The sequence below is a fragment of the Adlercreutzia equolifaciens DSM 19450 genome (assembly GCF_000478885.1).
Classification (GTDB): Bacteria; Actinomycetota; Coriobacteriia; order Coriobacteriales; family Eggerthellaceae; genus Adlercreutzia; species Adlercreutzia equolifaciens.
On the sequence record NC_022567.1, the window covers coordinates 798,723 to 824,955 of the forward strand.

The window sequence follows — 26,233 nt, forward strand, 5'->3', positions numbered from 1 at the left end:
CTGTTATCATAGCGGCAATGGAAAACACCCTAGCTCGAAAGGTCGCGCCATAATGAACCGCACTAAGATCGCCCAGCTCTACGCCGATGCCGACGCCTTCGCCGGGAAGACCGTCACCGTCGCCGGTTGGGTCAAGTCAGTCCGCGATATGAAGAACTTCGGCTTCGTCACGTTGAACGACGGCAGCTGCTTCAAGGACTTGCAAGTGGTCATGGACCGCGCGACGCTGGAAAACTACGACGAGATTGCGCACCAGAACGTGTCGGCGGCTCTCGTGTGCGAAGGCGTGTTGAAGCTGACGCCGGACGCCCCGCAGCCCTTCGAGCTTGCCGCCGAGAGCATTCGCGTCGAGGGCGCCTCGGCTCCCGACTACCCGCTGCAGAAGAAGCGCGCCACGCCGGAGTTCCTGCGCACCCAGCAGCATCTGCGGCCGCGCACGAACCTGTTCCGCGCCGTGTTCCGCATCCGCTCGGTGGCCGCCGCCTCCATCCACCGCTTCTTCCAAGACCGCGGGTTCGTCTATGTGCACACGCCCATCATCACAGCGAGCGACTGCGAAGGGGCCGGCGAGATGTTCCGCGTGACCACCATCGACCCGGCCCAGGTACCGCTCGTGAGCGAGGAGGCTGCCGCGGCCTCGGACGGCGCGCTTGTGGCCGGCGAGGTGGATTGGAGCGCCGACTTCTTCGGCAAGCCCGCCTCGCTCACCGTGTCCGGCCAGCTGAACGCCGAGAACTTCGCCATGGCCTTCGGGGATGTGTACACGTTCGGCCCCACTTTCCGCGCGGAGAACTCCAACACGGCGCGCCATGCCGCCGAGTTCTGGATGGTGGAGCCCGAGATTGCCTTCGCCGACCTTGAGGACGATATGGAACTGGCCGAGAGCATGCTCAAGTACGTCATCCGCGACGTGATGGAGCGCTGCCCCGACGAGCTGGCCATGTTGAACAAGTTCGTCGACAAGGGGCTTCTCGAGCGCCTGGACCATGTGGCCTCCTCCGACTTTGCGCGCGTCACCTACACCGAGGCCATCGATATCCTGCTCGCGGCGCAAGCGGCCGGACGCGCCTTCGAGTATCCCGTTGAATGGGGCATCGACTTGCAGACCGAGCACGAGCGGTTCCTCACCGAGGAGCACTTCGGTCGCCCGACGTTCGTGATCGACTATCCCGTCGGCATCAAGGCCTTCTACATGCGCCTGAACGACGACGGGCGCACCGTGGCCGCCATGGACTGCCTCGTGCCGGGCATCGGGGAAATCGTGGGCGGCTCCCAGCGCGAGGAGCGCCTGGAAGTGCTCGAGCGGCGCATCGCCGAGCTGGACATGGACGCCGAGCAGTACCGGGCGTATCTGGACTTGCGCCGTTTCGGCACCTGCCAGCACGCGGGCTTCGGGCTCGGGTTCGAGCGCTTGGTGATGTACCTCACGGGCGTGAGCAATATCCGCGACGTCATCCCGCACCCGCGCACGGTGGGCAACGCCGAGTTCTAAGAGGGCTCAGGGGCCGCTTCCGCCCGCACTTTACCGTCCCGAAACGGTCGGGTGCCTCTGCGTGCGCTACAATGGGTGCCGATCTGTCTCGGGCGCCCTCTGTCGGCGCGCCCTGCGAGAAAGCTGCGTCTATGGAATACATCACTGCCGGAGAAAGTCACGGGCCGAATCTTACGGCCATCGTGACGGGCGTGCCGGCCGGCCTGCCCGTGTCCGTCGATCACATCAACTCCGATCTGGCCCGCCGCCAGGCCGGCTACGGGCGCGGCGGCCGCATGGCCATCGAGAAGGATACGGTGCGCGTCACGAGCGGCATCCGCTTCGGTCGCACCATCGGCAGTCCCATTGCGCTTGAGGTGGCCAACCGCGATTGGGAGAACTGGACGGAGCGTATGGCCGCCTTCGGCGAGGCGCCGCGCGACTTGGTGCGCGAGGTGACGCCCCGGCCGGGGCATGCCGACTTGGTGGGCGCCTTGCGCACGAACACCGATGACTGCCGCAACATCCTGGAGCGCGCGAGCGCCCGGGAGACGGCGGCCCGGGTGGCCGCGGCCGGCGTGGCGCGCGAGTTTCTGGCGGCGCTCGGCGTGGAAGTGATGTCGTACGTGGTGTCGGTGGGAGATGCGGCCATGCCCGAGGAGACGATGGCCGACGTCGCCGAGCACAAGCCGCTCGACATCGAGCTTTCGGAGATGCGCTGCCCGGACGCGAAGGCGACCATCGCCATGAAGAAGGTCATCGACCGCGCGAAGTCCGACGGCGAGAGCTTGGGCGGCACCTTCCGCATCGTAGTCTGCGGGCTTGCGCCGGGGCTCGGCACCTACGCCACGGGCGCCGATCGGCTCACCTCGCGGCTGGGCGCGGCGCTCTTTTCCATCCCCGCCATCAAGGGCGTGGAATTCGGCCTCGGTTTTCAGGCAGCCGCGCGTCCTGGGTCGCAGGTGCACGACCCCATCGTGCTCGCCGACGGCGAGTTCCGCCGCACGTCGAACAACGCCGGCGGCTTAGAGGGCGGCATGACCACGGGAATGCCGCTCGTGATCACGGCGGCCATGAAGCCCATCCCGACGCTCATGACGCCGCTGGAAACGGTGAACCTGGACACGCTCTGCGTGGAGGAGGCGTCGAAGGAGCGCTCGGACGTGTGCGCGGTGCCGGCGGCGGCCGTGGTGGCCGAGGGCGAGGTGGCCTTCGCGCTGGCGAACGCCTACTTGGAGGCCTTCGGCGACACCTGCATGGCCGACATCAAGGCGAACATCAAGGCCTACAAGGCGCGGCTGCGCACCATGGGGCGCTAAGATGGCAGAACGCATGGAGCTGACCCGCCCGGTCTTTTTCGTCGGGTTCATGGGCGCCGGCAAGACGTCGGTGGCCCGGCGCCTCGCCCGCACGTGCGGCGTGGCCTCGGTGGACATGGATACCTACATCGAGCGCCGCGAGGGCAAGAAGGTGAAGGAGATCTTCGCCGAGGGCGGCGAGGAGGGCTTCCGCGCCATCGAGACGGACGTGCTGCGCGAGCTGGGCGCCAAGCCCGACCCTTTGCTCATCTCCTGCGGCGGCGGCGTGGTGGTCACGCCGGCCAACCACGACGTCTTCCGCGAGGCCGGCTTCGTGGTGTATCTGGAAGTGACCGCCGACGAGGCCGCCAGCCGCATCAGCGATACGTCCACCCGGCCTTTGTTCCAGAACCTGGAAGCGGCCCGGGCCCGCTGCGAGGAGCGCCTGCCGCTGTACGAGGCGGTGGCCGATGTGCGCGTGAGCACCGCCGGCAAATCGGTGCCGGCCATCGCGCGGGAAGTGCAGCGCATTTTGGAAAAGGAGGGAATCCTGTGCCCGCAACAAAGATAGTGGTCAACATCCCCGGCGAGACGCCCTACGACGTGCGCATCGGCGCTACGGTGCTCGCCGGCCTCGGCGAGTCGGTGCGGCGGCTCGATGGCGTGGGAGACGCGCCGCACCTGCTCGTCCTCACCGATTCCAACGTGGGGCCGCTGTATCTGGAAGAGGCCAAGTCGTCGCTGAAGGCGGCGGGCTTCCGCGTGAGCGATATCGTCGTGCCCGCGGGGGAGGACTCGAAGTCGCTCGCGGTGGCCGGGGAGATCTGGTCGGCCATGGCATCGCTCGGGCTCACGCGCGACTGCGCCGTGGTGGCCCTCGGCGGCGGCGTCGTGGGCGACTTGGCTGGGTTCGTCGCCTCTACCTACATGCGGGGCATCCCGTTTGTGCAGGTGCCCACTTCGCTTCTGGCCATGGTGGATTCCTCGGTCGGCGGCAAGACCGGCGTGAACCTTCCCGAGGGGAAGAACCTCGTGGGCACGTTCAAGCAGCCGGCCTACGTGTGCGCCTCCACGGCGGTGCTCGCCACGCTGGACGCGCGCGAGTGGGCCTGCGGCTGCGCCGAGATCGCCAAGGCGTCGGTGATCGATTCCGACGAGTTCTTCTTCTGGATGATGGATCATGCCAGCGCCCTGGAGGCGCGCGATCCGGTGGTGGTCACCGAGGCCATCGCGCGGTCGGTGGTGTTCAAGGCCAACATTGTGGCCGAGGACAAGACGGAGAGCCGTGGGGTGCGCGAGTGCCTGAACTACGGGCACACTCTGGGACATGCGGTGGAGGCGCTCGCGGGCTATGGGACGTTCTCCCATGGGGCCGCCGTGGCCGAGGGCATGCGCTTCGCGGCGCGCCTCGGCGTGGATGTGGTGGGCACGTCGGCCGAGCTGGTGGATGCCCAGGACGAGCTTCTGGACGGGCTCGGGCTGCCGGCGCTTGGCTGGTCGGCGCCGGCCGATGAGATGCTGGCCGCCATGAAGCGCGACAAGAAGACCCGCGCCGGCGAGGTGCGCTTCGTGCTGCCCCGCGACATCGGCGACTGGGAACTGGTGGCGGTGCCTGACGATGTGATTTTGGAGCATCTGCGACGGTGGGAGGCTTCCAAGAACTCGTTACGTTGACGGTGATCGGCCGCAGAGGACTCTCCGCAGCCCGCTGCGCGCTTGATCCCCTTCCGAACGCGGCAAAAGAAACAGCGAAGATGACGCACATAAGCCGGTACCATCCCTGTATCGTTGCTGCTGAAGTGGAAGCTGTTTCTTAACGGCCGCGTTCTCCAGGGGGCGCGCAGAGGTCTGCGGAGAGCCCTCTGCGGCCGATCGAGGAAAGGTTGACGAAGGTGAAGAAGATACTGCTCATGAATGGGCCTAACTTGAATATGTTGGGGGTGCGTGATCCGGCTATTTATGGCACGGACACGCTTGAGGCCATCGAGGAGATGGTGCGTGCCTACGGGGCCGAGCATGGCTGCGAGGTCGACTGCTTTCAGTCGAACCACGAGGGCGCGCTCATCGATCGGCTGCATGCGGCCCATGGCAACTACGACGGTATCGTGTACAACCCCGGGGCGCACACGCACTATTCTTACGCTTTGCACGACGCTGTGGAATGTATCGACGTGCCGGTGGTGGAGATTCACATCTCGGACATTAGCAAGCGCGAGGAGTTCCGCCGCCACTCGGTGATCGCGCCGGCCTGCGTCGCCCAGGTGAAGGGCCTCGGCAAAGAGGGCTACCTGCGCGCGCTGGATATTCTGCTGGAAGGGGAGTAACCTGCTGGTCCGGCCGTTACCGAGGCGGGACTACCCGTGCTCAAGCAATGGCTCGCTTGGTGGAACAGCCCACTGGGCTGTTCCAGTCGCTGCGCAACCTGCGCGCGGGCAGCCCCGCCTCGGCAACGGCCTGCTTTTACATCGTTGAGGAAGGACGATAATGACGGTATTCGACGAGCTGAACGATCCGAAGGCCTGCGAGCGACATCTGGCTCGCTTGCGCGAGACGTTTCCCGAGCTGGGTGTGGGGGCGTTTCTCGTGCGCGACACGTCGAACATCCAGTGGCTCACCGCCTTCGATGACGTCTTCGACGAGGAGATGGCTCATGCTCTGTATGTCTGCCCCGATCACGCGTGGCTGCATACCGACTCGCGCTATGTGACGGCCTGCGAGAACGCCGCACGGCTCAAGCCTTTGGAAGTGAGCGCCGAGCGCGAGACCCACGCGCAGTTTGCCGTCAAGCGGTGGGGAGGCCGGCCCTCCGGGGCCGCCGATGCGCTTTTGGGCATCGAGGACGGTGTCTCGCTCGCCGAGTACCGCCGTTTGCAGAAGGCGTTCGCCGAAGCCGGCGCGGGGGAGCCCTTCGCGGAGACCGACGGCGTCGTGGTGGGGCTGCGGGCGGTGAAGGACCGCTACGAGATCGCGCGGATGCGCGGCGCCCAATCGATCACCGACGCCGCCTTCGAGCACATCGTCCGCTACATGCGCCCGGGCATGATGGAGCGCCAGGTGCAGCTGGAGCTCGAGGAGTTCATGCTGCGCCATGGTGCCCAGGGCCTGGCGTTCCCCTCCATCGTGGCCACCGGGCCCAACGGCGCGAGCCCGCACGCCATCCCCGGCGCCACCATGCTGGAGGCCGGCCAGTGCGTCGTGCTCGACTTCGGCGCCCGCTCCTACGGCTACTGCTCGGACATGACGCGCACGGTGTTTCTCGGCGAGCCCGACCCGGAGATGCGGGCGGCGTGGGACGCGTTGCGGGAGGCCAACGAGTCCGTGGAAGCTATGCTTCGACCCGGCGTCACGGGCAAAGAGGCCCACGAGCGGGCCGAGGAGGTGCTGGCGGCGGCCGGCTTCGGCGGTCGCATGGGGCACGGGCTCGGTCACGGCGTGGGCATCGACATCCACGAGGAACCGGTGCTCGCTCCGCGCAACGAGCGACCTCTCGTTGCCGGCAACGTCGTCACGGTGGAACCGGGCATTTACCTGCCGGGCAAGTTCGGCATGCGCCTGGAGGACTTTGGCGTCGTGACCGATACCGGATTCGACGTGTTCACCAACTCCACCCACGACCTCGTGGTCATCTAGGGCGCCGCACCGTCCGTCCGGGCGCGGCGTTAGAAAGACACAATGCCGCTCGTCGGCGGTGAGCGGTCGAGTTTCCGCCATCTAACCTTTGCGTGGTTGTGCTTGCGTAATTTCCGCAAGCCGCGCCCTTCCCCGTGCTATAACTGAAACCGTACGGAGGTAATTTCGATACCGGAAAGGACGGTGAGGAGACGATGACGGAACGGAAGATCAATCGTGGAAGCGAGATTCGGGCCAAGGGAAAATCCATGGGGCGCGAGCGCTCGGGCGCATCTGCCGATCCGTCCGACAGACCCTCGCCGCAAGCCGGCGGCTTAAAGACTGCGTCTTCGGCCGAAGGCGTCCGAGGCACTCAAGACGGTCTTCCTCCTTCGACTGAATCTGCGGAAGGCTCGCCCGCCGCTCTCGCCGAGCGATCGCTGACGCTGCGCGCCGCCCTGTTTCTGACGGGCCGCATCGCGCTTATGCTGGCGGGCATCGCGGTCATGGGGCTTGGCATCGACATCGTCGTGAAGGCCGATTTGGGCAACTCGCCCATCTCCGCCACGCCCAACGTGCTCTCCCTCGGGTTCACGGCCGTGAGCTTCGGCACGTTCATGCTGGGGTGGCAGTGCTTTCTCGTGCTCGTGCAGATTGCTCTGCTGCGCCGGGAATTCCGCCTAGTGGACTTGTGGCAGATTCCCATCTCGGTGTTCTTCGGCGTGTGCATTGACGCCTTCATGGCACTGCTCGGCCCCGCTGCGCCGACGAGTTATGTCGCCTCGTGGCTGTGGCTCGCCGGCGGCATGGCCGTTCTCGCGCTGGGCATTGTGATGACGGTCGTCTCGGGCACGGTCATGAACTGCGGCGAGGCCGTGGTGCAGGCCGTGGTGCGCAAGACCGGCGCCCGGTTCGGCACCGTGAAGGTGGGCTTCGATCTCGCCTGCGCGGCCTTGGCGTGCCTGTGCGCGTTCCTGTTCGTGGGTCATTTGGCCGGCGTGCGCGAGGGCACCTTCGTCTGCGCCGCCTTCACCGGCGTCATCGTGAACGTCTACATGGGCCTCTACGGCAAGCTGCGCGACGCAGCCCGCAGCCACCGCGCCGCAGATTCTGGTACGGCGTCGGAATGCTGCACATCGGCTGAAACGGTAGGGCCCTTTACTTCCGAGTGAATAAATACTAGGCGGTGGCTTTTTCGTCTGGATCGAACAAGCAGTCTGGCTGGTGGACCTGGGTTACGCGTGGCTGGCGTCGCGCGTGGCCATTGCCGATCGCCTTTGCTATGCGCAGGATCGTGTAGGCTCCGAAGAGGGCGGTGTATACGAGCAGCGATCGCTGCGCGGCGATTCCGCCGTGCAGAGCTGCCGGCGCCAGAATGAATGCGAGATGGCAGAATACCAGGCCGAAAAATACATAGGAAAGCCGCTGCGCTCTATTCCAGGTTGTTGCAGTCATAATGCGTTTGACGACGTTAAGTGACGTGATCCCTAAGACGGTTAAGAGTGCAAGCAGAATGAGCGCCACAGCCATGGAGACGACGATGTTCTCGTCGAGATTGTTCGTACTTAGGAGTCGCGGCAGATAGGAGACGGCATAAACGGTCACATGGCTCATGGCGAGTATCCAGGCGATGATCGATAGCTCTCCCCGAATAGGGCTGAGGCGGCGATGGAGACGGGAGGTGCTGTCGAGACATCCTATGAGCATGACGATGGCGAAGAGTGCCAGAGCAAGCTCGCATCGTTGTACGAGTTCCACCAGGATTCCCCACAGCCAGCGGGGGAGGACAATGAAGCCGCTGGCGAGATAGAGCGTATCGAGGGCGATGGCGCAGAGGTAGAAGACGACCGGCCAGCGTTTGATCGGTTTTCGAAGCAGGTAGACTGCCGCGCAGGTCGTAGGGAAAGTCAGAAGGAAGTTCATGGCGGCCTCCTTGGTTTCGAGAAGCGACGGCCGACAGCTCATCAGAGCGTGCCGGCCGTGCGATGCGGTTTACGAGAGGGGCGTTCCCGCTAGCTCGTTTTCGATGCTGGCAAGCGTTATCGCGGTGAGGTGCGCCAGCGCTTGATAGAAGCTCCCCTCAGCTGCGCTGTTGAGCTTTTCGAGATAGGTCGGCGCCCAGGGAAGCAGATGCTGATCCAGAAACTCGCCAACGAGTTCGGGGCGATTGCTGGCGAGCCAGCTGAGAAGCGCGAGCATGCGTCCGATGTGGTCGATCGGCTCCCGGCTTTCCGCCTCGTGGAGCTCGATGCCCTGGGCGCGCATCCATCGGCTGATCGCGAGGCACGAATCGCCGAACACGACCGCCTCGGAATCGAGGTACACCGATCCCCAGGGAGGCGCCGCTAGCTTCCGGGGGCCGACGAAAAGGCGGTGGTAGGCGCGGTCTGTCTCGTGGATGTCCGCTCTGCCTGTTCGAGCGAGCTCCTCGGAGACGGCATGCAAGTCTTCGGCCGTGCCCCAGGGCCATTCTTCGGCGAGGTTCATGGCGGCCAGGCCGCGGATAATCTCCTTGCAGTGGGGCAGTGCCGGGCGCTCCAAGAAGAGGGTGCCCAAAAGCAGGGCGCACTGCTCGATATCCTCAACGTTCGCGTTCATGACTATTCCACTTCCAGCGGATTGGCGATGTAGCCTTCGTCGAGATTGTAGGTGTTCGAGTCGATGGCTTGGCAGGAGCCGATAACAAGGTTGGGTGCCGTGGTCGGCTCGGGAAGGGGAGCGACTTGGCTCGTGTCCCCGTACTTTTCTCGCAGCTCGTCAATGGGGCCGAATTCAAGGGCTCGCAGTGGGCAGGCGCCTACGCACATGGGCTGTTCCTCGTTGCGCACGCGGGCCAGACAGCCGTCGCACTTGCGGGCGCGAGAGAGTTCGGCGTCGATGCGCGGGGCGTCGTAGGGGCAGGAGTTTCGACAGGTGCCGCAGCCTATGCAGACTTCTGGATCGGAATTCACCAGGCCGGTCTCCTCGTCCTTCTGCATGGCTCCGGTGGGGCAGTTTTCCACGCAGGCGGCGTTGTCGCAGTGGTTGCAGGAGATCGCCAGATGGTAGTTGAATGCCGTCTTGTTCCAAGCGCCCTCGGAGGTCTTCTCCCAGCTGCCGCCCTCGAAGTCGTAGATGCGGCGGAACAGGATATCGGGTCCCAGGTCGTGGTAGTCCTTGCAGACCAGCTCGCAGGTCTTGCAGCCGGTGCAGCGGGACGAGTCGAAATAGAAGCCGTACTGGGTCATGGGTTCCTCCTTAAGCCTTCTCGACCTGGACGAGCGTGGAGCCGGTCGACGGACAGTTCTTCGAGATGGGCGACCAATGGTGGCCGCTCAGTGTGTTGGCGTTGGCGCCGATATCCACGCCGTCAACCATTTCGCGACGATGTGCATGCGGCATTCCCACCACGCCGGGCATGATGCGGGAAGTGACGCGGGCCATGATCTGTACCTCGCCACGGTCGTTGAACACGCGCAGGGTGTCACCGTTCTGGATGCCGCGCGATTCGGCGTCGATGGGGTTGATCCACAGGCAGTGGCGACAGGCCTGCTGGAGCTCCTCGATTACCTGGTAGCGGCTGTGGAACTGGTTTTTGGCCTTCCAAGTGGAGAACAAGAGCGGGTAAGTGTCGTTGATATCGGCCACGCCCTCGATTTCGGGGAAGTAGCTGGGCACGGGACGTACTACGTCGCGGTCGCCGTTGTGGAACGTCCAGGTGTCGCGAATGGTGGCCAGGCGCTCGGAGTACAACTCGATCTTTCCCGACGGCGTCGTGCGCGGGCGGCCCTCCGGGTCGTCGACGTAGTCTTTGAGGGCGATGAAAGGAACGGCTTGCACCGGGTCGCGCCAGAAGCCCATTTCGAGCCCCTCTTGGAACGACGGTGCATTGCCGTTGGGGGCCGAGGGACGGCTGTACTCTTCGTAGCGGGTCTCCATCCAGTCCTCCCAGGTTTTGCCCTCGGTGAACTCGTCGCGCAGCCCGAGGCGCTCGGCGAGATCGGCGACCCAATCATACGAGAGACGGCATTCGAACTGCGGTTCCTGGACAGGGCGGCCGAAGACGAACCCGAGAGCGGATCCGCCGGTCACGGTGGAAACCATGTTCATGCGTTCCTGGTACATGAGATCGGGCAAGATGATGTCGCAGAAGGGCAGTGAAGTGGACATGATGACGTCGCAGCCAAGGATGAACTCGCACTTGCTCTCGTCTTCGAGGATTGTCGCGGCCCAATTCAGGTCGGAGCTGGAGTTGCCGAAGCAGCCGGCCTCGTACAGGGCGAGGAACTTGATGCCGACCTCCAGCTTGTCGCCGCCCTGGATGCCGTCGGTGAGCGCGGTCATCTCGAGCGGATGGTCGATAGCGTTGAACCGGCCGGAGATGGAGATCTTCTTGGTGACGGGATTCTCTCCGATGGGCACCGAGTTCCACATACCGCCGTCGAAGTTCATCTGCATGCCCTTGCCGTTGAGGCCGGGGCATGTGCCCTCGCGGCCGATATTGCCGGTGATGACGGGAAGGGCAGCGATGGCGGCTGCGTTCCATTCGCCGTTGTGCCGACGCTGCGGCCCAAAACCTTGGGTGATGAAGCAGGTTTCGTGGTCGGTGATGAAATGGGCGAGATAGGTGATCTTCTCGGAGGGAAGCCCGCAGATGGGGGCGGCCCACTCGGGGGTCTTAGGAATGTTGTCATAGCCGGTGCCCATGATATAGTCCATATAGGAGGAGTTTGCCGGCGCAGATTCAGGCATCGTGTCGGCATCAAATCCGACGACATACTTGTCCAAGAAGGCCTTGTCGTGCTTCCCCTCGCTGATAATGACATAGGCGATAGCGCTCGCCAGAGCTCCATCGGTGCCCGGGTAGATGGGGAACCACTCGTCCGGATTGCCAGATGACCCCTCTCCCAGGCGGTAATCTACGAAGGCGACCGGGATGCCTGCCTCGCGCGCTTTGGCCACCTCGTAGACCTCTCCCATGCCGCACATACGCGATTCACCCGACCCGCAGCCGAAGAACAGACCGCAATCGGCGTCTTTGATGGCCGAGGTGTTGCTTCCGAGACCACCAGCACAATCGAATGTCTGGCTGTCGAAGCCGAACAGGTAGTTGGCTGTCTGGGCGATCTGGCCATTCGATTCCGAGTTAATGGTTCCCAAATGACCGCCGGTCAAATTGAAGAGGCGCTGGATGGGGTAGTTGCGGGTTCCTGTTGCGCACAGGAAGAATGCCTCGGGACCGTAGGTGTCAAGGGTGTAGCGATACTTCTCGGCGATGATATCGAGAGCCTCATCCCAGCTGATGCGTTCGAACTCCCCGCTTCCTCGTTTGCCCACGCGTTTCATGGGGTATTTGAGGCGATCGGGGCTGTTGATCCATTTTCGCACCGAACGAGCCTTGAGGCACGCGCGGAACGATACAGCGCCGAACTCGTCGTCGCCGTCGGTGTCGTTGTCGATCCAGCGAAGGGTGCCGTCTACGACGTGGCACTTGAGGGGGCATGCAACAAAGCCGCAGTGGCAGCAGCTCTGCCAGATGATTTCTCCCTCCTCGGGAATCTCGTTGGCGACGACACCATTCGACCCCGTCTGCGCGAGCTCACCTTTGCTTTGCGCGCTCTGAGGGGCGCAGCCGAATAGGGAGGCGGCGGTGCCGGCTCCGGCCGCAGTTGCAAGGGTCGCGAGTGTCGATCCCTTGATGAAGCCTCGCCGCGAGACGGCCCTCTCCGTTGCTTTTCTGGTCATAGATATCTCCTTCCTCTCTTAGGCGGCGTCCCAATAGCTGCTGTGCCGCTTGACGACAGTGTGCGCCTAGAGAGGGGGCCATCGTGAGACCTCGTTTTGGTGAAAGGGATTCAAAACGTGTCAACCTTTTTCGTGATTTTTTGAGAAACGCCTGGTGATCGCAGAATCAGCAGAGAGTGTAAGGCGTGGTTGTGCTGAGAGGGAATTATCTTTTCTGGTAGACTTCAGCTGTTCGCGGATGAGGAGGGGCACTGTCGATGAAACTGTTCGATGCGGGCAAGATCATCTCGTCGTCTCTCGGCATGGCCGTGGCCATGTCGCTTTCGTCGCTCTTTTTATGGAAGAGTGACTGGCTTTCCGTTCCTTCTGGTTCCTTTCACGGCTCCCATGGCATGGGGATCGTCATCGGCATTGTGACGAGCGCGGCGGTGATGTTGTGGTGTTCTCTGTCGCGGCAATCGCTGCGGCGCTTCGGGATGCAAGTAGTCCCTCCTATTGCCCTTGCGAGCCTCGTCGTCTCTGGTTTGCCGGTGGTGCAGGGGTCGGCTCAGTGGGTACTTGGCATCGCCATTCCCGTGATCGGCTCTTACACGCTTATGTTCTCGTGGTTCTACGTTGTGTCTCTGCGCGATATCGAGGGCAGCCTCATGACCCTGCTCTTTGCCTGGGTGGTAAGCTTTTTTGTGAGAACTTTCTTCGAGTCGTTTACAGGAGCGGCGGTAACCTTGGCTATTTCCGCTACCCTGATGAGCGTCTGCTGGGGACTGCTTCTTGTCCAAGCGCGTCAACTCGATCTCGCTTCGCCCATGGCGTCGAGCTCTTTCTCCGCCAATCGTGTGAGCTATGTCCATGGGCTCGCAAGTTTCTGGCGTAGCGTGCTGTACTGTGGCACCTTCGCCTTTCTCGGGGGAGTTGTTCGCTTTCTGGCTGTCGACACGACGGCCATGACCTTCATCAACTATAGTTCCGCGCTCGCGGGCCTGTTCGCCCCCATCGTCCTTATGGCGCTCTGGCGGTTTCGGACGGTGCGGTACAACATCGATGGCGTATTTCGCCTGGCGTTCCCGCTGATTGTGGTCGCTCTCGGAATTCTGCCATTCGCTGCTGGCATCCCCTTTGTCATTCTAGCGGCGTTGCTCTACATGACATATAGCTTCTTGTCGCTGAGCGTTCAGGCGCTTTCCATTCAGATTTCTCATGACTACGGCATTGACCCCGTGTTCTGTCTCAGCTTCCAGACGCTCGTGTGCGTGGTCGCCCAGGGGGTAGGGTATCTCCTAGGAGCCTGCGCGCCCGCAGGCGAGTCCTTCGGAGTTTCCCCCTATGCCGTCATCGCCCTCGGGTCGGTGTGCTTTCTCGCCTTGGCGCTCTACGTCACGCGAGCGCTGCATCCCTCGCAATCTGAGAAAAGCCGACCCGTCGAGTTTCTCTCGCTCGCTAGCGGACGAGTCGATTGCGGGACCCAGTCCACGCCGTTTGCCGAGATTGAAGAGGAAGACGATGGGGCTGCGTCAGTCTCTGAGGAGACGATCGTCCGGCCGCGCTACGAGGATAAGACGGCTCTTCGCTGCGATCTCATAGGGCGCAAGTACGCTCTGTCCCAGCGGGAGATCGAAGTCATGCTTCTCTTTGCTCGCGGAAATACTATCAGCTCCATAGCGGGGGAGTTGTTCATATCTGACAACACAGTGAAGACTCACATGCGGCGCCTTTACGCAAAACTGGGGATTCACAAGAAGCAAGAGTTGTTCGCCCTCATAAACAGCTACGTCGAGTGACCCATATTTTTCTTTGCGAAGAGGACGCAGGACGGCTATACTGTACCAGTTTGAACCAAACGCGGCGGCCGACCGGAGGGTTTGCTGCGGCGCGTGAGCAGGAAAGGAAACATCCGTGGCAAGCATTTCTACCGCCGATTTCAAGAACGGCATGTGCATCATCAACAACGGCAAGATGTGCACCATCGTCGAGTTCCAGCATGTGAAGCCGGGCAAGGGCGGCGCGTTTGTACGCACCAAGCTCAAGGACATCAAGACCGGCCGCGTGGTCGACTACACCTTCAACGCCGGCACGAAGTTCGATTCCGTGCGCTTGGAGTCCAAGAAGATGCAGTACCTTTACAACGACGGTGCCGACTTCTGGTTCATGGATAACAGCACGTTCGAGCAGTTGCCCGTTTCCGCTGATATGGTGGGCTCCGCGGCCGACTGGCTGAAGGAGAACGACGAGGCGACGCTTCTGTACGCCGGCGACGAGCTCATCAGCCTGGAGCCCCAGATGTTCGTGGAGCTTGAGGTCACCCATACCGAGCCGGGCTTCAAGGGCGATACCGCCACCAACACGCTGAAGCCGGCCACCCTGGAGACGGGCAAGGAGGTGCAGGTGCCGACGTTCATCGAGATTGGCGACGTCCTGCAGATCGACACCCGCGACGGCCGCGTCATCAAGCGCGTGTAAAGTTCCGCCGCCGTTTCAGTGATCTTGGGCCTCCCTTCGGGGAGGCCTTTTTTTGTGCTCCAGACAAAATGCCCTCGCGATTTTTCCGAAATATTGCGTTTGTTAGCGTTCGCAGCCTCGTTTTGGGGCACCGCCCATCCAGTTCAGTGAATTTGGGTATAATTTCTCCGTTATGTCCCCCGTTATGAGCTAAAAACAGGATCCAAACAGGGTCGTTTGGGCCATCTTTACGCTAACAAACGCAATTTCTTGGAAAAGATGGCCATGCAAATGTTCTGGGAGGACGGGATGGCTCTACGAAAGAGCGCGAAAGACTATGCGGGCCCTATTCCCGTGCGAAGAAGGCGAAGGCGACGCCGCCCGGGCCGACGTGGGTGCCGATGACGGCGCCGACCTGCGTGAGGGGCAGATCGTCCGGCGCGGCGGACTCGTCGGCGGCCGCTTCCTCGGCGGCTTTCGCCTGCGCCAGGCTGTCGGCGATGTACTTGCGGGCCGTCGTGTCGGACAGGCCCGAGTAGGCCACCCAGATGGGCCGCGTGAAGTCGATGCCGCCGGCCTCGTCGATCTTCTGGAACACCATGTTTTTCGACTGCTTCGATCCGCGCGCCTTGCCGAGCACCACGACGTCGCCATCGACGACGCCCACCACGGGCTTGATGGAGAGCATGCCGCCCACAAGGGCCGCCGCTCCGGAAATGCGGCCTCCACGGCGCAGGTACTCCAGTGTATCCAGCGAGGCCACGAGCCGGATATCCTTCTTCTCCTGGTTGAGGCAGTAGGCGATGTCGGCGGCGGAAAGCCCTTCGTCGCGCAGAGCCCAGGCGCGCTCGGCCAAGATGCGCTCGCCGATGGTGGCGTTCTCGCTGTCGACCACGAAGACCGACTCCTTGAACGGGGCCGCGGCGATGCAGGCGCTCTGGTAGGTGCCGGAGATGTGGCTGGAAAGCGTGATGCAGACGACCTCGTTGCCGGCATCGACGGCCTCTTGGAAGAGGTCTTGGAACACCATGGGAGGGATCTGGCTCGTGCGGGGCAGCTCGTCGGTTTCCACGAGGCGCTCGAAGAATTCCTCGCGCGAAAGGTCGACGCCCTCGGCGTACTGTTCGGAGCCGAATGCGATGGTCATGGGGATGATGGTAATGTCGTGGGCGCGGGCGTAGTCCTCTTCCATGTCCGCCGACGAGTCCACGATGATGCGAATGGCCACGGTGCCTCCCTCGAAGTCGTTTCCTTTATTTTATCGTCCGTACGCGGAGCCTCGGCGAGGTGGCGTAAAGGCAAGTAAATTGTTCATAATTTGGGAACGGTTTCTCGATTGACAGCGAGCCGCAAAAGTGGCCACTGGGAAGTGTTTAGCCTTCCACCAGATCGAGCAGCTCCTGGTGGGAATGGATGCCGAGTTTCGCGTAGACGTGCTTCACGTGGGCCTTCACGGTGTTGCGGGACACGACGAGCGCCTCCTCGATGTAGGCGCGGTCGCGGCCCCGGGCGAGCATGGCGAATACCTCGGCTTCGCGCGGGGTGAGGGAGAACTCCTCGGCGATGGCCTCGCAGCGGGAGGCGAAGGCCTCCTCGGGGGTGCGGGCCGCGGGCATCGGCAGCGGCACTGGCCCCGTTCCGGTGCCCGGTACCGCTTCTGCTCCCGCATCGGTTCCCTTCCCGGCGGCCGTTGCCCCCACCAGCACCGGATCGATGCCGTCGATGGCTCCGGCGAAGGTGAAGCGTTTCAGCCCGATGGTCACGTAGGCGGCGAACACCAAAAGCAGTACTGCGGGGGTGGCCACACGCAGGGCGGGCATGCTTGCCGCGGCGCTGTTGGCAAGCATGCCCGCGGCGGCTCCCGTAAGCGATCCTAAGGCCGAGACACCGTTTCCCCAGGCTACCGTTGTGATGGCTCCGAGTGGGTTGCGTGCGGCAATGGTGACCAGCGCCATCTGGGCGGCCATGATGAACAGGCCGTTGCCTGCGTTCAGCAGCGCCACGTCGGCCGCACCGCTGTCAGCGGCGAGCAGGGGCTGGGTTGCCAGAAGGAACCCGGCCATCACCGTGAGGGCCGACAGCTGCACGAGACCGTCGGCGGGAAAGCGCCGGCGCGAACAAGTCACGTAAAGGGCCACGAGGGCAAGCGGGATGGCCGAGAGAAACGACATGCGCGGTGTGCCTGCCACCTCCCCGAAGCGCAGGGCGAAGCCGAAGGCCACCTGGAACAAAAACAAGCACACGAACAGGGCCGAGAACGGCGCGAGGAACGAGGCCGGCCGCGTGACGGCGATGTCGCTCGGCGAAGGCCGGTCGTGGGCCATGTCGAAGTAAAGGCGGGCGCCGCGGGCGGTAAGCGCGATGGCCGCCAAGGGGAAAATCAGGAAGAGGGCGGTTCCGACCCACGGGGGCAGAAGCGACGACGCGGGGCTCGCCGCCAGCTGAACGGTGTAGGCCGCAGCGATGATCACGGCCGTCGTGTGCATTTCGAGGCGCACGAGATAAAGCGCCGTCGACACCGTGGCCACCGAGCGGCCGATGGCGGCGAGGCTCGCACCCGCAACGAGGAGCGCCGGCGCGGAAAACCCAAGCCCCAGGGACAGAAGCGCGCCGCCGCCTACAAGACAGGCTACCGCCACGGCGACGATGGCGCGCTCCCGCAGAAGGCGCGGGGCGCGGTAGGCCGCAAGCCCAAGGCCGAGCAAAGTTGCTGCCGAGAACGTGACGGAGATGTCGCGGGCGAACATGAAGATCGCGTCGAACTGCGGGAAGAGCGAGCCGTTCATGAGGGAGGTGGTGCCGAGCGTCAAAAGCAGCGCGACGAACCCGCACAAGGGGCTCGCCTTTTCTGCAGTGCATTCCGTTTCCATGTCACTCCCTTTCGCTCCCTTTCGCTCCCTTTCGCCTCCCTCCATTCTACACGCGAAAACCCCCTGTCCGCACGGGACAGGGGGTTCGCTCTTATAACCGCTGGTCGCTGGAGGGGAGGCGCGACCGGCGGTATCCCTTGGGAAGGGCTTGACGAACTGCCTTCGCGGGCTGCGGAATAAACGGCTCGCGAAGGCGAAGGGGTCTTGAAGGCACGGACGCCTTACGCCTGCCCGGTTGCCGCCAGCATGCCGGCGCGGCGGCCGAAGGTCATGGTGCGCCCGCAGGCGAGCCCCGTCAGCAGGTTCGGGTAGCTCACCGAGAAGAAGCCGCCCGAGTCGTTGCCGGTGAGGTACAGGCCCTCGATGGGGTCGCCGTTCTCGTCGCAGGGGTGCATGTTCGTGTCGATGGTGACGCCGTCGAGCGTCGCCAAGAACCACGCCCCGGTGCGCACGCCGTAGAAGGGCGGCGTGTCGATGGCCATCAGGCGGTGCTTCTCCTTGTAGTAGTCGGTGTCCTCGCCGGCCGCGGCCATCTCGTTGTAGTGCTTCCACGAGGCCACGGTGGTCTCCACGGGCAGGTTCAGCTTCTCAGCGAGCTCTTCCATGGTGTCGGCCTTCTGCACGTAACCGTCCTCGATGAGCTTCTCGATCATGCCGTCCACCACCTGCATGGGAATGTTGTTCTTCGCCCCGTTGGGGAAGGGGAACAGCCGGCAGCAGCCCACCTCGTCGAAGGCCTCGGCCTGCGCGGCGTGGTTCGCGTCCCAGATGTCCACGTAGGTCTGGTGCGGCTGCATGATGGTGGAGTGCAGCATGTAGTCGTAGGGGCCGCTCTCGTTGCAGAAGCGCTCACCCTTCAGGTTCAGCTTCAGGAAGGGCTGCTCGCCGAACCAGAACCAGCGGCCGAGCACCCCGTCGCCGGCGTACTGGTCGGGCTTCACGCAGGCGCGGTTGAAGGTGCAGGCCGCGCCGAGCGGGTCCATGGTGGCGCCGAGCCACAGCGCCGCCTTGATGCCGGATCCGGTGGGGTTGCCGCCGGAGCCGGGGGCCGCGATGCGGATCTTCTGGTTCCAGGCCTGGCGATCCTCCATCATCTCCAGGTTGTTGCCGTAGCCGCCGGTGGAGAGGATGACACCCTTGCTGGCGTTGATGCGCAGGTAGGGGCGCTCGCCCTGCACGTCGCGGGCGATGACGCCGGTCACGCGGCCGGATTCATCGGTCTCGCACTTGATGAACTCGGTGTACCAGCGCACCTCGGCGCCCTGCTCGGCGGCGTAGGCCAGGATAGATTCGGCGAAGCCCCATTCCTCGTCCTCGGCCACGGCATCGGTCTTTTGCGGACTGTGGCCGGTGGCGAAGGCCTTGTCGCGGCCCGGGTCGGAGGTGTCGCCCACGCCGCCCTCGAATTCCATGACGAGCTTGCCGTCGCGCTGGATGATGTCGGTGAGCCAGTCCACCATGGCGCCGGACTCGTCGGCCCACAGCTTCACCAGGTCGTAGTTCACAAAGCCGTTGGCGTAGCGGACGATGTCCTCAACGGCCTCTTTCTTCTCGATGCGGAACTCAGGGAACTCGTCGAAGGAGGCCTGCTGCAGGCGCGAGTCGATGGCGCCGATGTCCTCGCGGACGTTGTGCGGGGTGCCCTGGCGGTCGATGCCGAGCACGCGCGCGCCGTTCTCGGCAGCCGAGATCATGGCCGGGATGCCGCCGGTGCCCATGCCCACGACGAGCACCTCGGTCTCGATGGTCTCGGCGATATCGGCCTCGTCGATGACGGGCGGCGCTCCCAGCCAGGAGGGGCCGCCGAAGTCGCCGGTGCTCGGGTTGGCGGGATCCGCGGCTGCATAGCCTTGGCCGCATCCGGACAGCGTGCCGGCGGTCAGCGCGCCCATGGCCGCGAGGCCGGCGCCTTTGAAGAAGCTGCGGCGGGAAACGTTACTCTGCATTGGGGGCCTCCCATCCTTCGGGCAGGGTCAGGTCGTGGCACTCGTTGCAGACGAGCACCTGGTTCTCGTGGGCTTTATGGCAGTCGCCACATTCCAGGGCCGCGTCCTCGTGGTTGGCATGCGGGTTGTACTTCTCGTCGTTGCCGGCGAATCCCCACAGGCCCGCGGTGATCTCGTCAAAGGACTTGCCTCCGTGGCACTCGGGGCGCGCGCAGAACTCCTCGCTTGCGAACTGCTTGCCCGTGGCGAGCATGGTGCCGTCCTCAGTCATGGGGTAGTTGTCGGACACCCAGGCCATCGCCTCCGAGATTTGGGTCGTCAGCTCGGCGGTGTGGCAGTCGAGGCACGACTCGCCGGCCTTCGCGTGCACAGTCACGCCCAGCTGCGGGTCGCCGGAGTCGTAGGTCTCCACGTAGTAGTCCATGGGGCTGTGGCAGATGGCGTTGCAGAAGCTCGGCTGCTCGTGCCACACCCAGAACCCGGCGCCGGCCACCACGATGACGGCCGCCACCACGCCGGCGACGATCCACCCGCGCTTGGGACGTTTCTTGGGAGCCGGTCCGCCCGCGGCCGTCGCTGAGCCGGCAGCTGCGGCCGAGCTTGTGTCCGTTGCCGGGCCCGCATGGCTCGGCGCCCCCGCGGCCCTCTTCTCTTCATCGATGCTCATGATCGCTTCCTCCCTTCCTTGTCGTGACAGAAACGATGGCGCCCAGTGTGCGCCGCGCCGCCCCGAAAAGCTATTACCCCAGCGGGGTAAACTTCGCGTTTAGCCTGATAAATAAGGGATATTAAAGGGCGAGCGCTTGTTTTTCCTGCCCTAAGCGGAGGGAGAGCTTGAGGATGCTGTTTTCCATCTGCGAGTACTGCGGTCATGAATGTTGGTTCCATCGATCTTATCCCGCGAACGCTTTTCCACGGTCGCGGCACGGTATCGTGCTTGCCCATGAACGTGTATCTTTCCCATAACACGGCGCTGCTGTTCTGGCGCGCTTGGTCCGCCGCCGCGGCTATTCCTCTGTGTGTGTTCCACGATTTGGGCGTGGCGGACGCGTCGCTGTTTCCTGCGACTCTCTTTCCGACATCGGAGGTGCTTCGCAATGAAGCGGTGCTGAGCAGGGATGTGCGGACGATCTTGGAGGACGCACTGCAAAGCCTCGCGGGCGCAGATCCGGTGCGTCCGGCTGACGCGGGTTCGGTGGCCTCGCCGGACGGTTCTGCGGCGTCTGCGGCCGCCGTCGGCGGGATGCTCCCGCAAACTACCGCCGTGGCGTCGGCGCTGAAGGAGGTTGTTCGCTCTCGGGGAGCAGCGCCGCTGCACATCATGGTCGCAAAGGGTCATGGCACGCGGAACTCCAGCGATCTTATACGCCATCGCTCGGTCGCCGCTTTTCCTCGGCAAGCTTTCATCAAAGTAGCTCCGGGCGTGTTCGTCTGCTCTCCCGAGCTCGTCTTCGTTCAAATGGCCTCTTCGTTGACGCGCGGAGGGCTCTTGGCGGTCGGTTACGAGTTGTGTGGCTGCTATCCGCTGGGGGAGGAGCGCGTCGGTGCCCTCGTGCGCCGTCCTCTTTCGTCACCGCGGCGCCTTACGGCTTTTACCGCCCGTGCAAAGGGTCTGGCGGGCGTGAAGGTGGCCCGATCGGCGGCGAAGCAGGTGCTTGCCAAGTCGGGGTCTCTCATGGAGACCGAGGTATCCATCATTGCGTTCTCCCTGTTTTCCCAGGGAGGGCTGGGCTTGAGAACGCCTCTTCTGAACGAACCGGTCGCATTGTCCGACCGCGCGAGGACGGCCACGGGATTGAGCCGCGTGGTGTGCGATTGGCTTTGGGCCGCCGAGCGAGTTGTGCTGGAATACGACGGGCACGATGCGCACAGCTCGCCGCAGCAACAAGCCCATGATGCCCGCAAGCGCGATGCCTTGCGCATCGACGGCTTCGACCTTGCCGTTCTCACGAGCTCCCAATTTCACCACGTCAACCAATGCACTGAGCTGCTGCGCGGGGTTGCCCGAAGCGCCGGGCAAAGGTCGCCTGCCCTGAAGCCCGAGCATCTCCCGCGTCATTTGGCCTTGCGCGAGCAGGTGCGGAAACATCATCGCGCCCATTTTCCCTCGCGTTTTCGGAGGGCGCGTTCGTAAGATGCGCCCGTAAGGTATGTCTGCGGGACGTATCCGGGGGACGCATCCGCAGGCGTGCCTGCGGGGGGCTTCGCAAGGCGCGGGTTCCGGAAAGGTCTCTTCGGATCGCCTCGGCCTTGGCTGCCCGGTTCGCTTCGGGAAAAGCGCCGCCGCTGCAGAAAAAAGTGCGATCGTGCGAGTCTTGAGAGGCGAAAAACTCGCACGATCGCACTTTTTCCTGCATCGGGGGCCTTTTCGAGCGCTTTGGACTCGCATAATCGCACTTTTCTCCGCACGAGATGCCAAAAACTTGTTTTGGAAGGTCTCGGAGCCGGGAAATTAGCTGGAAATACGATAGGGAACAAGCGGTTGTTCTCTGCATCGGGGATCTCGGAGCTGGGCGATTGGTTGGGAAGGTAGGGGATGGGCGGGGGAGGGAAGTTCGGGATTCGCCCCTTCGGCCGCTTCGTTGATGTTTCTTGTCGGCAAATCGGGCGGCGTGGCGCGGGGCCGTGGTAGGCTTCCTCTATAATCCGAAACTTGATCTTTGACTAACCTGTGTATAAGGAGGTGTGAGTTCATGCCACGGCTTCAGATCATGGACACGACCATCCGCGACGGTCAGCAGAGCCTCTGGGCCACCCGTATGCAGATCGGCGACATGCTGCCGATTCTGCCGAAGATGGACCGCGTCGGCTACTGGGCCATCGAGGCGTGGGGCGGGGCGACGTTCGACTCCTGCCTGCGCTTTCTGGACGAGAACCCCTGGGAGCGTCTGCGCGCCATCAAGGCGAACACGCCCAATACGCCGCTTGCCATGCTCTCGCGCGGGCAGAACCTCGTCGGCTACAAGCACTACTCCAAGGAGATCGTGCATCGCTTTATCAACGCGGCGCACCGCAACGGCGTCGAGGTCTTCCGCGTCTTCGACGCGCTGAACGACATCCGCAACGTCGTGGACAACGCCGAGGCCATCAAGGAGTGCGGCGGTCTGTTCGAGGGCGCCATCTCCTACACGATCTCGCCGGTGCACACGCTGGACTCCTACTTGGAATACGGCCAGCAGCTGAAGGATCTGGGCGCCGACACCATCGCCATCAAGGACATGGCCGGCATGCTCACGCCCTATCGCGCCGAGCGCATGGTGAAGGCGTTCAACGAGGAAATCGGCCTGCCGGTGCACATCCACTGCCACTATGTCGGCGGCATGGCCCCGGCCAACATCCTGAAGGCCGCCGAGGCGGGCGTGGCCGTGGCCGACACGGCTCATGCTCCGCTCGCGTTCGGCAACTCGCATCCGGCGGTGGAGATGATCGTGGCCGCTCTGAAGGAGAGCCGCTACGACACCGACCTCGACTTGGATCTGCTGTTCGAGATCTCCGAGTACTGGGAGGAGATGCGCAAGCGCGGCCATTACAAGCGCGGCGTGTCCTCGCTCATTCATATGCAGGTGTACTCGCATCAGGTGCCCGGTGGCATGATGAGCAACCTCATCAGCCAGCTGGAGGTGCAGAAGGCCGCGCACCGTCTGCCCGAGGTGATGGCCGAGATTCCGAAGGTGCGCGCCGAGGTGGGCTATCCGCCGCTTGTAACGCCGATGTCCCAGATCGTGGGCACCCAGGCGGTGTTCAACGTGCTGACGGGCAAGCGCTGGAGCGTCATCTCCAAGGAGATGAAGGACTATGTGTGCGGCTACTACGGCAAGGCGCCGGGCAACATGGACAAGGAAATCGTGGCGAAGGTGGCCGGCGATGCCGAGATCTTGGATCCGAAGATCGCCCCCGGCACGCTGGTGACCACCACCTACGACGAGTGCGCCGCCGAGATTGGCGATTTGGCCCAAAGCGAGGAGGACGTGCTCATGTACGCCCTGTTCCCCAACGAGGCCCGCACCTATTTGAGCAAGCACCGGGTATCCGAGAAAGTCGATTTCATGCTGGAGCAGGAGTCCAGCGCCACCAAGGAGGACGATTACGTGGACATCAATCAGATTCGCGAGCTGGTTCGCGTTGCCGAGGAGAGCGGCGTCGGAGAGATCGTCGTAGAGGAAGAGGGCATGCGCATCGCTGTCCGCATGCCGGGTCAGGGTGCTCCGGCCGCTGCCGTGCCCGCCGCTCCGCAGGCCCAGGCGGCTCCCGTTGCCGCCGTGCCCGCGCCGGCCGCCGAGGAGCCGGCGAGCGATCGTCCGGCCACGTGGAAGCCGGTAGTGGCTCCCATGGTGGGCACCTACTACGAGGCCCCGGCTCCGGGCGAGCCGCCCTTCGTGAAGGTGGGCGACGAGGTGGCCGCCGGCGAGACGCTGTGCATCGTGGAGGCCATGAAGCTCATGAATGAGATCGCCGCCGAAGAGATGGGCACCGTGCGCGAGGTGTGCCTGTCCGACGCCACGCCGGTGGAGTACGGCACCGTGCTCTTCTACGTGGAGCCCCACGACCCCACGCCGGGCGCGTAGGAGACAAGCATGTTCGAGAAAATTCTAGTTGCCAACCGCGGCGAGGTGGCGCTGCGCATCATGCGCGCCGCCCGCGAGCTGGGCGTGAAGACGGTGGCCGTGTACTCCACGGAGGATGCCGACACCTATCCGGTGCGCTACGCCGACGAGGCCGTCTGCATCGGCCCTGCCCAGTCGAACAAGAGCTATCTGGTCATGGCCTCCATCATTGCCGCGGCGAAGAACACCGGCGCCGAGGCGATCCATCCCGGCTACGGCTTTTTGGCCGAGAACGCGGAGTTCGCCCGCGCCTGCGCCGACAACGACCTGGTGTTCATCGGCCCCGCCCCGGAGTGCATCGACCGCATGGGCGACAAGTCGTCGGCCCGCGAGACTATGAAGATGTGCGGCGTGCCCACGGTGCCCGGCTCCGACGGTTGCCTGGATACGGTGGAAGAGGCTGCGGCCTTCGCCGAGAAGGTGGGCTACCCGGTGCTCATCAAGGCCACGGCCGGTGGCGGCGGCAAGGGCATGCGCGAGGTGCACGACCCGGCCGATCTCGCGGCCCAGTACAAGGCCGCCCGCACCGAGGCCGGCGCCGCCTTCGGCAACGACGGGGTGTATCTGGAAAAGCTCGTGCTGCGCCCGCGCCACGTGGAGGTGCAGGTGCTCGCCGACGATCACGGCAACGCTGTGGCGCTCTGCGAGCGCGACTGCTCCATCCAGCGGCGTCATCAGAAGCTTCTGGAAGAGGCCCCCTCGCCGGCGCTTTCCGAGAACCTGCGTCGCGACATGATGAAGGCGGCCCTGAAGGCCGTGCGCGCCGTGGACTACCGCAACGCCGGCACCATCGAGTTTCTGCTGGACGAGCGCGGCCAGTTCTACTTCATGGAAATGAACACTCGCGTGCAGGTGGAGCACCCGGTCACTGAGGAGATCACCGGCACCGACATCATCAAGGAGCAGCTGCGCATCGCCGCCGGCGAGCCCATGAGCTGCGCGGGCCGCGCCCCGTTCACGCCGGCGGGACACGCCATCGAGCTGCGCATCAACGCCGAGGATCCCGAGCACGGCTTCCGCCCGTGCCCCGGCACCGTCACGCGCTTCGAGCCCCCGGCGGGCCCCGGCGTGCGCGTGGAGACCTACCTGCGCCCCGGTTCGCGCATCTCGCCCCACTACGACTCGCTCGTGGCCAAGGTGGTCGTGCACGGCCAGGATCGCGCCGAGGCCGTCGCCCGCGCCAAGCGCGCCTTGGACGAGTTCGTTATTGAAGGAATTGCAACAACTATCCCGTTCCACAAACGCGTGCTCGATAACGAGGTATTCTTGGCCGGTGACGCGACAACCGACTTTATCGAAACCCAGATGGGAGACGTACTATGACAGACCAGATGAACGTCGAGGGCCTTTCCATCGCCCCGGGGGTCATGGAGACCATCATCTCCGTGGCCGCCAGCGAGGTGGACGGGGTGGCCTCGCTGGGCTCCTTCGCCACGAGCGGCATCCGCTCCATGCTGGCGAGCAAGCCCTCCACCTCCGGCATCGAGACCAAGATGGACGAGGACGGCAAGCTTTCCGTGGCGGTGCACGTGGAAGTCTACTACGGCTACGTGCTGCCCGAGCTGGCGGCCCAGCTGCGCACCGCCATCGCCGAGGCGCTGGCCACCCAGGCTGGCGTGGAGGTGTCCTCGGTGGACGTGTACATCGACGGCCTTCAGTTCAAGGCGTAGGTGGCGCGCGGTATGGCTCCGAGAATCCACGAGCGCACCCGCGACCGCGTGAGCGCGGTGCAGGTGCTCTATACGAGCGAGCTGACGGGGAAATCGCCCAGCGAGCTGCTCGATTGCGGGCTGTGCCTGGTGGCTCGCGAGGCTCCCGCCGATGAGGCCGAAGCCGCCGAGGCGGGCGCGTTCGGCCGCATCGAGGAGGGGACGCTGACCGACTACGCCTTGGCGCTCATCCACGGCGTGGAGGCGAACCAGGCTCAGGTGGACGAGCGTATTGAAGCGGCGTCCGAGAACTGGGCGCTCTCCCGCATGCCCATCGTGGACCGCTCCATTCTGCGCTTGGCCGTCTTCGAGATGTTCAACTGCGACGACGTGCCGGTGTCCGTTTCCATCAACGAGGCGGTGGAGCTGGCCAAGGGCTTCGGCGGCGAGGACGATTCGCCGCGCTTCGTGAATGGCGTGCTGGGACGCATCGCGCGTTCTATGGAAGGCGATGGCGCGGGCGCGGTCGGGGTGGCCGGGGCTGATGCTGCTGCCGCCGGCCCGGTGGATGCCCTGGTGGGCGCCTCGGGCGCGGCCGCCTGTGTGCAGGTGGGGGTGTAGGCGCC

General features: G+C 64.1%; 22 protein-coding genes. 14 read left to right on the forward strand and 8 right to left on the reverse strand.

What is annotated here, in order from left to right:
* Window positions 1-52 precede the first annotated feature (52 nt).
* The 7 genes from asnS (at window position 53) to AEQU_RS11755 (ending at window position 7,550) form a co-directional block, all read left to right on the forward strand.
* The gene (gene asnS / locus AEQU_RS03000; protein WP_022739447.1) at window positions 53-1,492 is read left to right on the forward strand and encodes an asparagine--tRNA ligase; all 1,440 of its coding nucleotides are present in this window, start codon (window positions 53-55) and stop codon (window positions 1,490-1,492) included.
* A 131-nt stretch (window positions 1,493-1,623) separates the two neighbouring features.
* On the forward strand, window positions 1,624-2,790 hold the full coding sequence (aroC, locus tag AEQU_RS03005) for a chorismate synthase (protein ID WP_022739448.1): 1,167 nt from the start codon (window positions 1,624-1,626) through the stop codon (window positions 2,788-2,790).
* A 1-nt stretch (window position 2,791) separates the two neighbouring features.
* Window positions 2,792-3,340: a shikimate kinase gene (locus AEQU_RS03010; RefSeq protein WP_173400363.1), complete on the forward strand. Its 549-nt coding sequence runs from the start codon at window positions 2,792-2,794 to the stop codon at window positions 3,338-3,340.
* Window positions 3,322-4,443, forward strand: coding sequence for a 3-dehydroquinate synthase (aroB, locus tag AEQU_RS03015; protein WP_022739450.1), 1,122 nt, complete (start codon window positions 3,322-3,324; stop codon window positions 4,441-4,443). The genes AEQU_RS03010 and aroB overlap by 19 nt, the downstream gene beginning before the upstream one ends.
* Window positions 4,444-4,661: 218 nt before the next feature.
* Entirely contained in the window at window positions 4,662-5,093 is a 432-nt protein-coding gene (gene aroQ / locus AEQU_RS03020; protein WP_041714943.1) for a type II 3-dehydroquinate dehydratase, read from the forward strand.
* 160 nt (window positions 5,094-5,253) lie between these two features.
* The gene (locus AEQU_RS03025) at window positions 5,254-6,399 is read left to right on the forward strand and encodes a M24 family metallopeptidase (protein WP_022739452.1); all 1,146 of its coding nucleotides are present in this window, start codon (window positions 5,254-5,256) and stop codon (window positions 6,397-6,399) included.
* Between the two features lie 194 nt (window positions 6,400-6,593).
* Window positions 6,594-7,550 carry a YczE/YyaS/YitT family protein gene (locus tag AEQU_RS11755; protein WP_022739453.1) on the forward strand — a complete coding sequence of 319 codons (957 nt, stop codon included), beginning with the start codon at window positions 6,594-6,596 and terminating at the stop codon, window positions 7,548-7,550.
* 7 nt (window positions 7,551-7,557) lie between these two features.
* Here AEQU_RS11755 and AEQU_RS03035 read toward each other — a convergent pair whose 3' ends face one another.
* From AEQU_RS03035 to AEQU_RS03050, 4 genes are all read right to left on the reverse strand, one after another.
* Window positions 7,558-8,301, reverse strand: a complete 744-nt coding sequence (locus AEQU_RS03035; RefSeq protein ID WP_022739454.1) for a ferric reductase-like transmembrane domain-containing protein — start codon at window positions 8,299-8,301, stop codon at window positions 7,558-7,560.
* 69 nt (window positions 8,302-8,370) lie between these two features.
* Window positions 8,371-8,976: a Tat proofreading chaperone DmsD gene (dmsD, locus tag AEQU_RS03040; protein ID WP_022739455.1), complete on the reverse strand. Its 606-nt coding sequence runs from the start codon at window positions 8,974-8,976 to the stop codon at window positions 8,371-8,373.
* Between the two features lie 2 nt (window positions 8,977-8,978).
* Window positions 8,979-9,605, reverse strand: a complete 627-nt coding sequence (locus tag AEQU_RS03045; protein ID WP_022739456.1) for a DMSO/selenate family reductase complex B subunit — start codon at window positions 9,603-9,605, stop codon at window positions 8,979-8,981.
* Between the two features lie 10 nt (window positions 9,606-9,615).
* Window positions 9,616-12,102 (reverse strand): molybdopterin-dependent oxidoreductase, encoded by a 2,487-nt coding sequence (locus tag AEQU_RS03050; protein ID WP_022739457.1) that lies wholly within the window; start codon window positions 12,100-12,102, stop codon window positions 9,616-9,618.
* Between the two features lie 257 nt (window positions 12,103-12,359).
* Between AEQU_RS03050 and AEQU_RS03055 the strand changes: the two genes are divergently transcribed.
* Together AEQU_RS03055 and efp are read left to right on the forward strand one after the other, a co-directional pair.
* The gene (locus tag AEQU_RS03055; RefSeq protein WP_022739458.1) at window positions 12,360-13,880 is read left to right on the forward strand and encodes a helix-turn-helix domain-containing protein; all 1,521 of its coding nucleotides are present in this window, start codon (window positions 12,360-12,362) and stop codon (window positions 13,878-13,880) included.
* A gap of 115 nt (window positions 13,881-13,995) precedes the next feature.
* A complete protein-coding gene (efp, locus tag AEQU_RS03060) occupies window positions 13,996-14,559 on the forward strand; it encodes an elongation factor P (protein WP_022739459.1) in 564 nt (187 codons plus the stop codon).
* Between the two features lie 325 nt (window positions 14,560-14,884).
* Here efp and AEQU_RS03065 read toward each other — a convergent pair whose 3' ends face one another.
* The 4 genes from AEQU_RS03065 to AEQU_RS03080 all read right to left on the reverse strand — a co-directional run bounded on the left by AEQU_RS03065 (window position 14,885) and on the right by AEQU_RS03080 (window position 20,021).
* Entirely contained in the window at window positions 14,885-15,766 is an 882-nt protein-coding gene (locus AEQU_RS03065) for a DegV family protein (RefSeq protein WP_022739460.1), read from the reverse strand.
* 145 nt (window positions 15,767-15,911) lie between these two features.
* Window positions 15,912-17,408, reverse strand: a complete 1,497-nt coding sequence (locus tag AEQU_RS03070) for a helix-turn-helix transcriptional regulator (RefSeq protein WP_022739461.1) — start codon at window positions 17,406-17,408, stop codon at window positions 15,912-15,914.
* A gap of 221 nt (window positions 17,409-17,629) precedes the next feature.
* Window positions 17,630-19,354, reverse strand: a complete 1,725-nt coding sequence (locus AEQU_RS03075) for an FAD-dependent oxidoreductase (protein ID WP_022739462.1) — start codon at window positions 19,352-19,354, stop codon at window positions 17,630-17,632.
* Window positions 19,344-20,021, reverse strand: a complete 678-nt coding sequence (locus AEQU_RS03080) for a cytochrome c3 family protein (protein WP_022739463.1) — start codon at window positions 20,019-20,021, stop codon at window positions 19,344-19,346. The genes AEQU_RS03075 and AEQU_RS03080 overlap by 11 nt, the downstream gene beginning before the upstream one ends.
* Window positions 20,022-20,393: 372 nt before the next feature.
* On the opposite strand from AEQU_RS03080, the gene AEQU_RS03085 reads away from it, so the two are divergent.
* The 5 genes from AEQU_RS03085 to nusB all read left to right on the forward strand — a co-directional run bounded on the left by AEQU_RS03085 (window position 20,394) and on the right by nusB (window position 26,228).
* Window positions 20,394-21,488, forward strand: a complete 1,095-nt coding sequence (locus AEQU_RS03085) for a hypothetical protein (protein WP_144079462.1) — start codon at window positions 20,394-20,396, stop codon at window positions 21,486-21,488.
* A 559-nt stretch (window positions 21,489-22,047) separates the two neighbouring features.
* The gene (gene accB, locus AEQU_RS03090) at window positions 22,048-23,919 is read left to right on the forward strand and encodes an acetyl-CoA carboxylase biotin carboxyl carrier protein (RefSeq protein ID WP_022739465.1); all 1,872 of its coding nucleotides are present in this window, start codon (window positions 22,048-22,050) and stop codon (window positions 23,917-23,919) included.
* A gap of 9 nt (window positions 23,920-23,928) precedes the next feature.
* Window positions 23,929-25,281, forward strand: coding sequence for an acetyl-CoA carboxylase biotin carboxylase subunit (gene accC, locus AEQU_RS03095; RefSeq protein ID WP_022739466.1), 1,353 nt, complete (start codon window positions 23,929-23,931; stop codon window positions 25,279-25,281).
* Window positions 25,278-25,628: an Asp23/Gls24 family envelope stress response protein gene (locus AEQU_RS03100; protein WP_022739467.1), complete on the forward strand. Its 351-nt coding sequence runs from the start codon at window positions 25,278-25,280 to the stop codon at window positions 25,626-25,628. Before accC ends, AEQU_RS03100 begins: the two co-directional genes overlap by 4 nt.
* A gap of 12 nt (window positions 25,629-25,640) precedes the next feature.
* Entirely contained in the window at window positions 25,641-26,228 is a 588-nt protein-coding gene (gene nusB / locus AEQU_RS03105; RefSeq protein ID WP_022739468.1) for a transcription antitermination factor NusB, read from the forward strand.
* Window positions 26,229-26,233 lie beyond the last annotated feature (5 nt).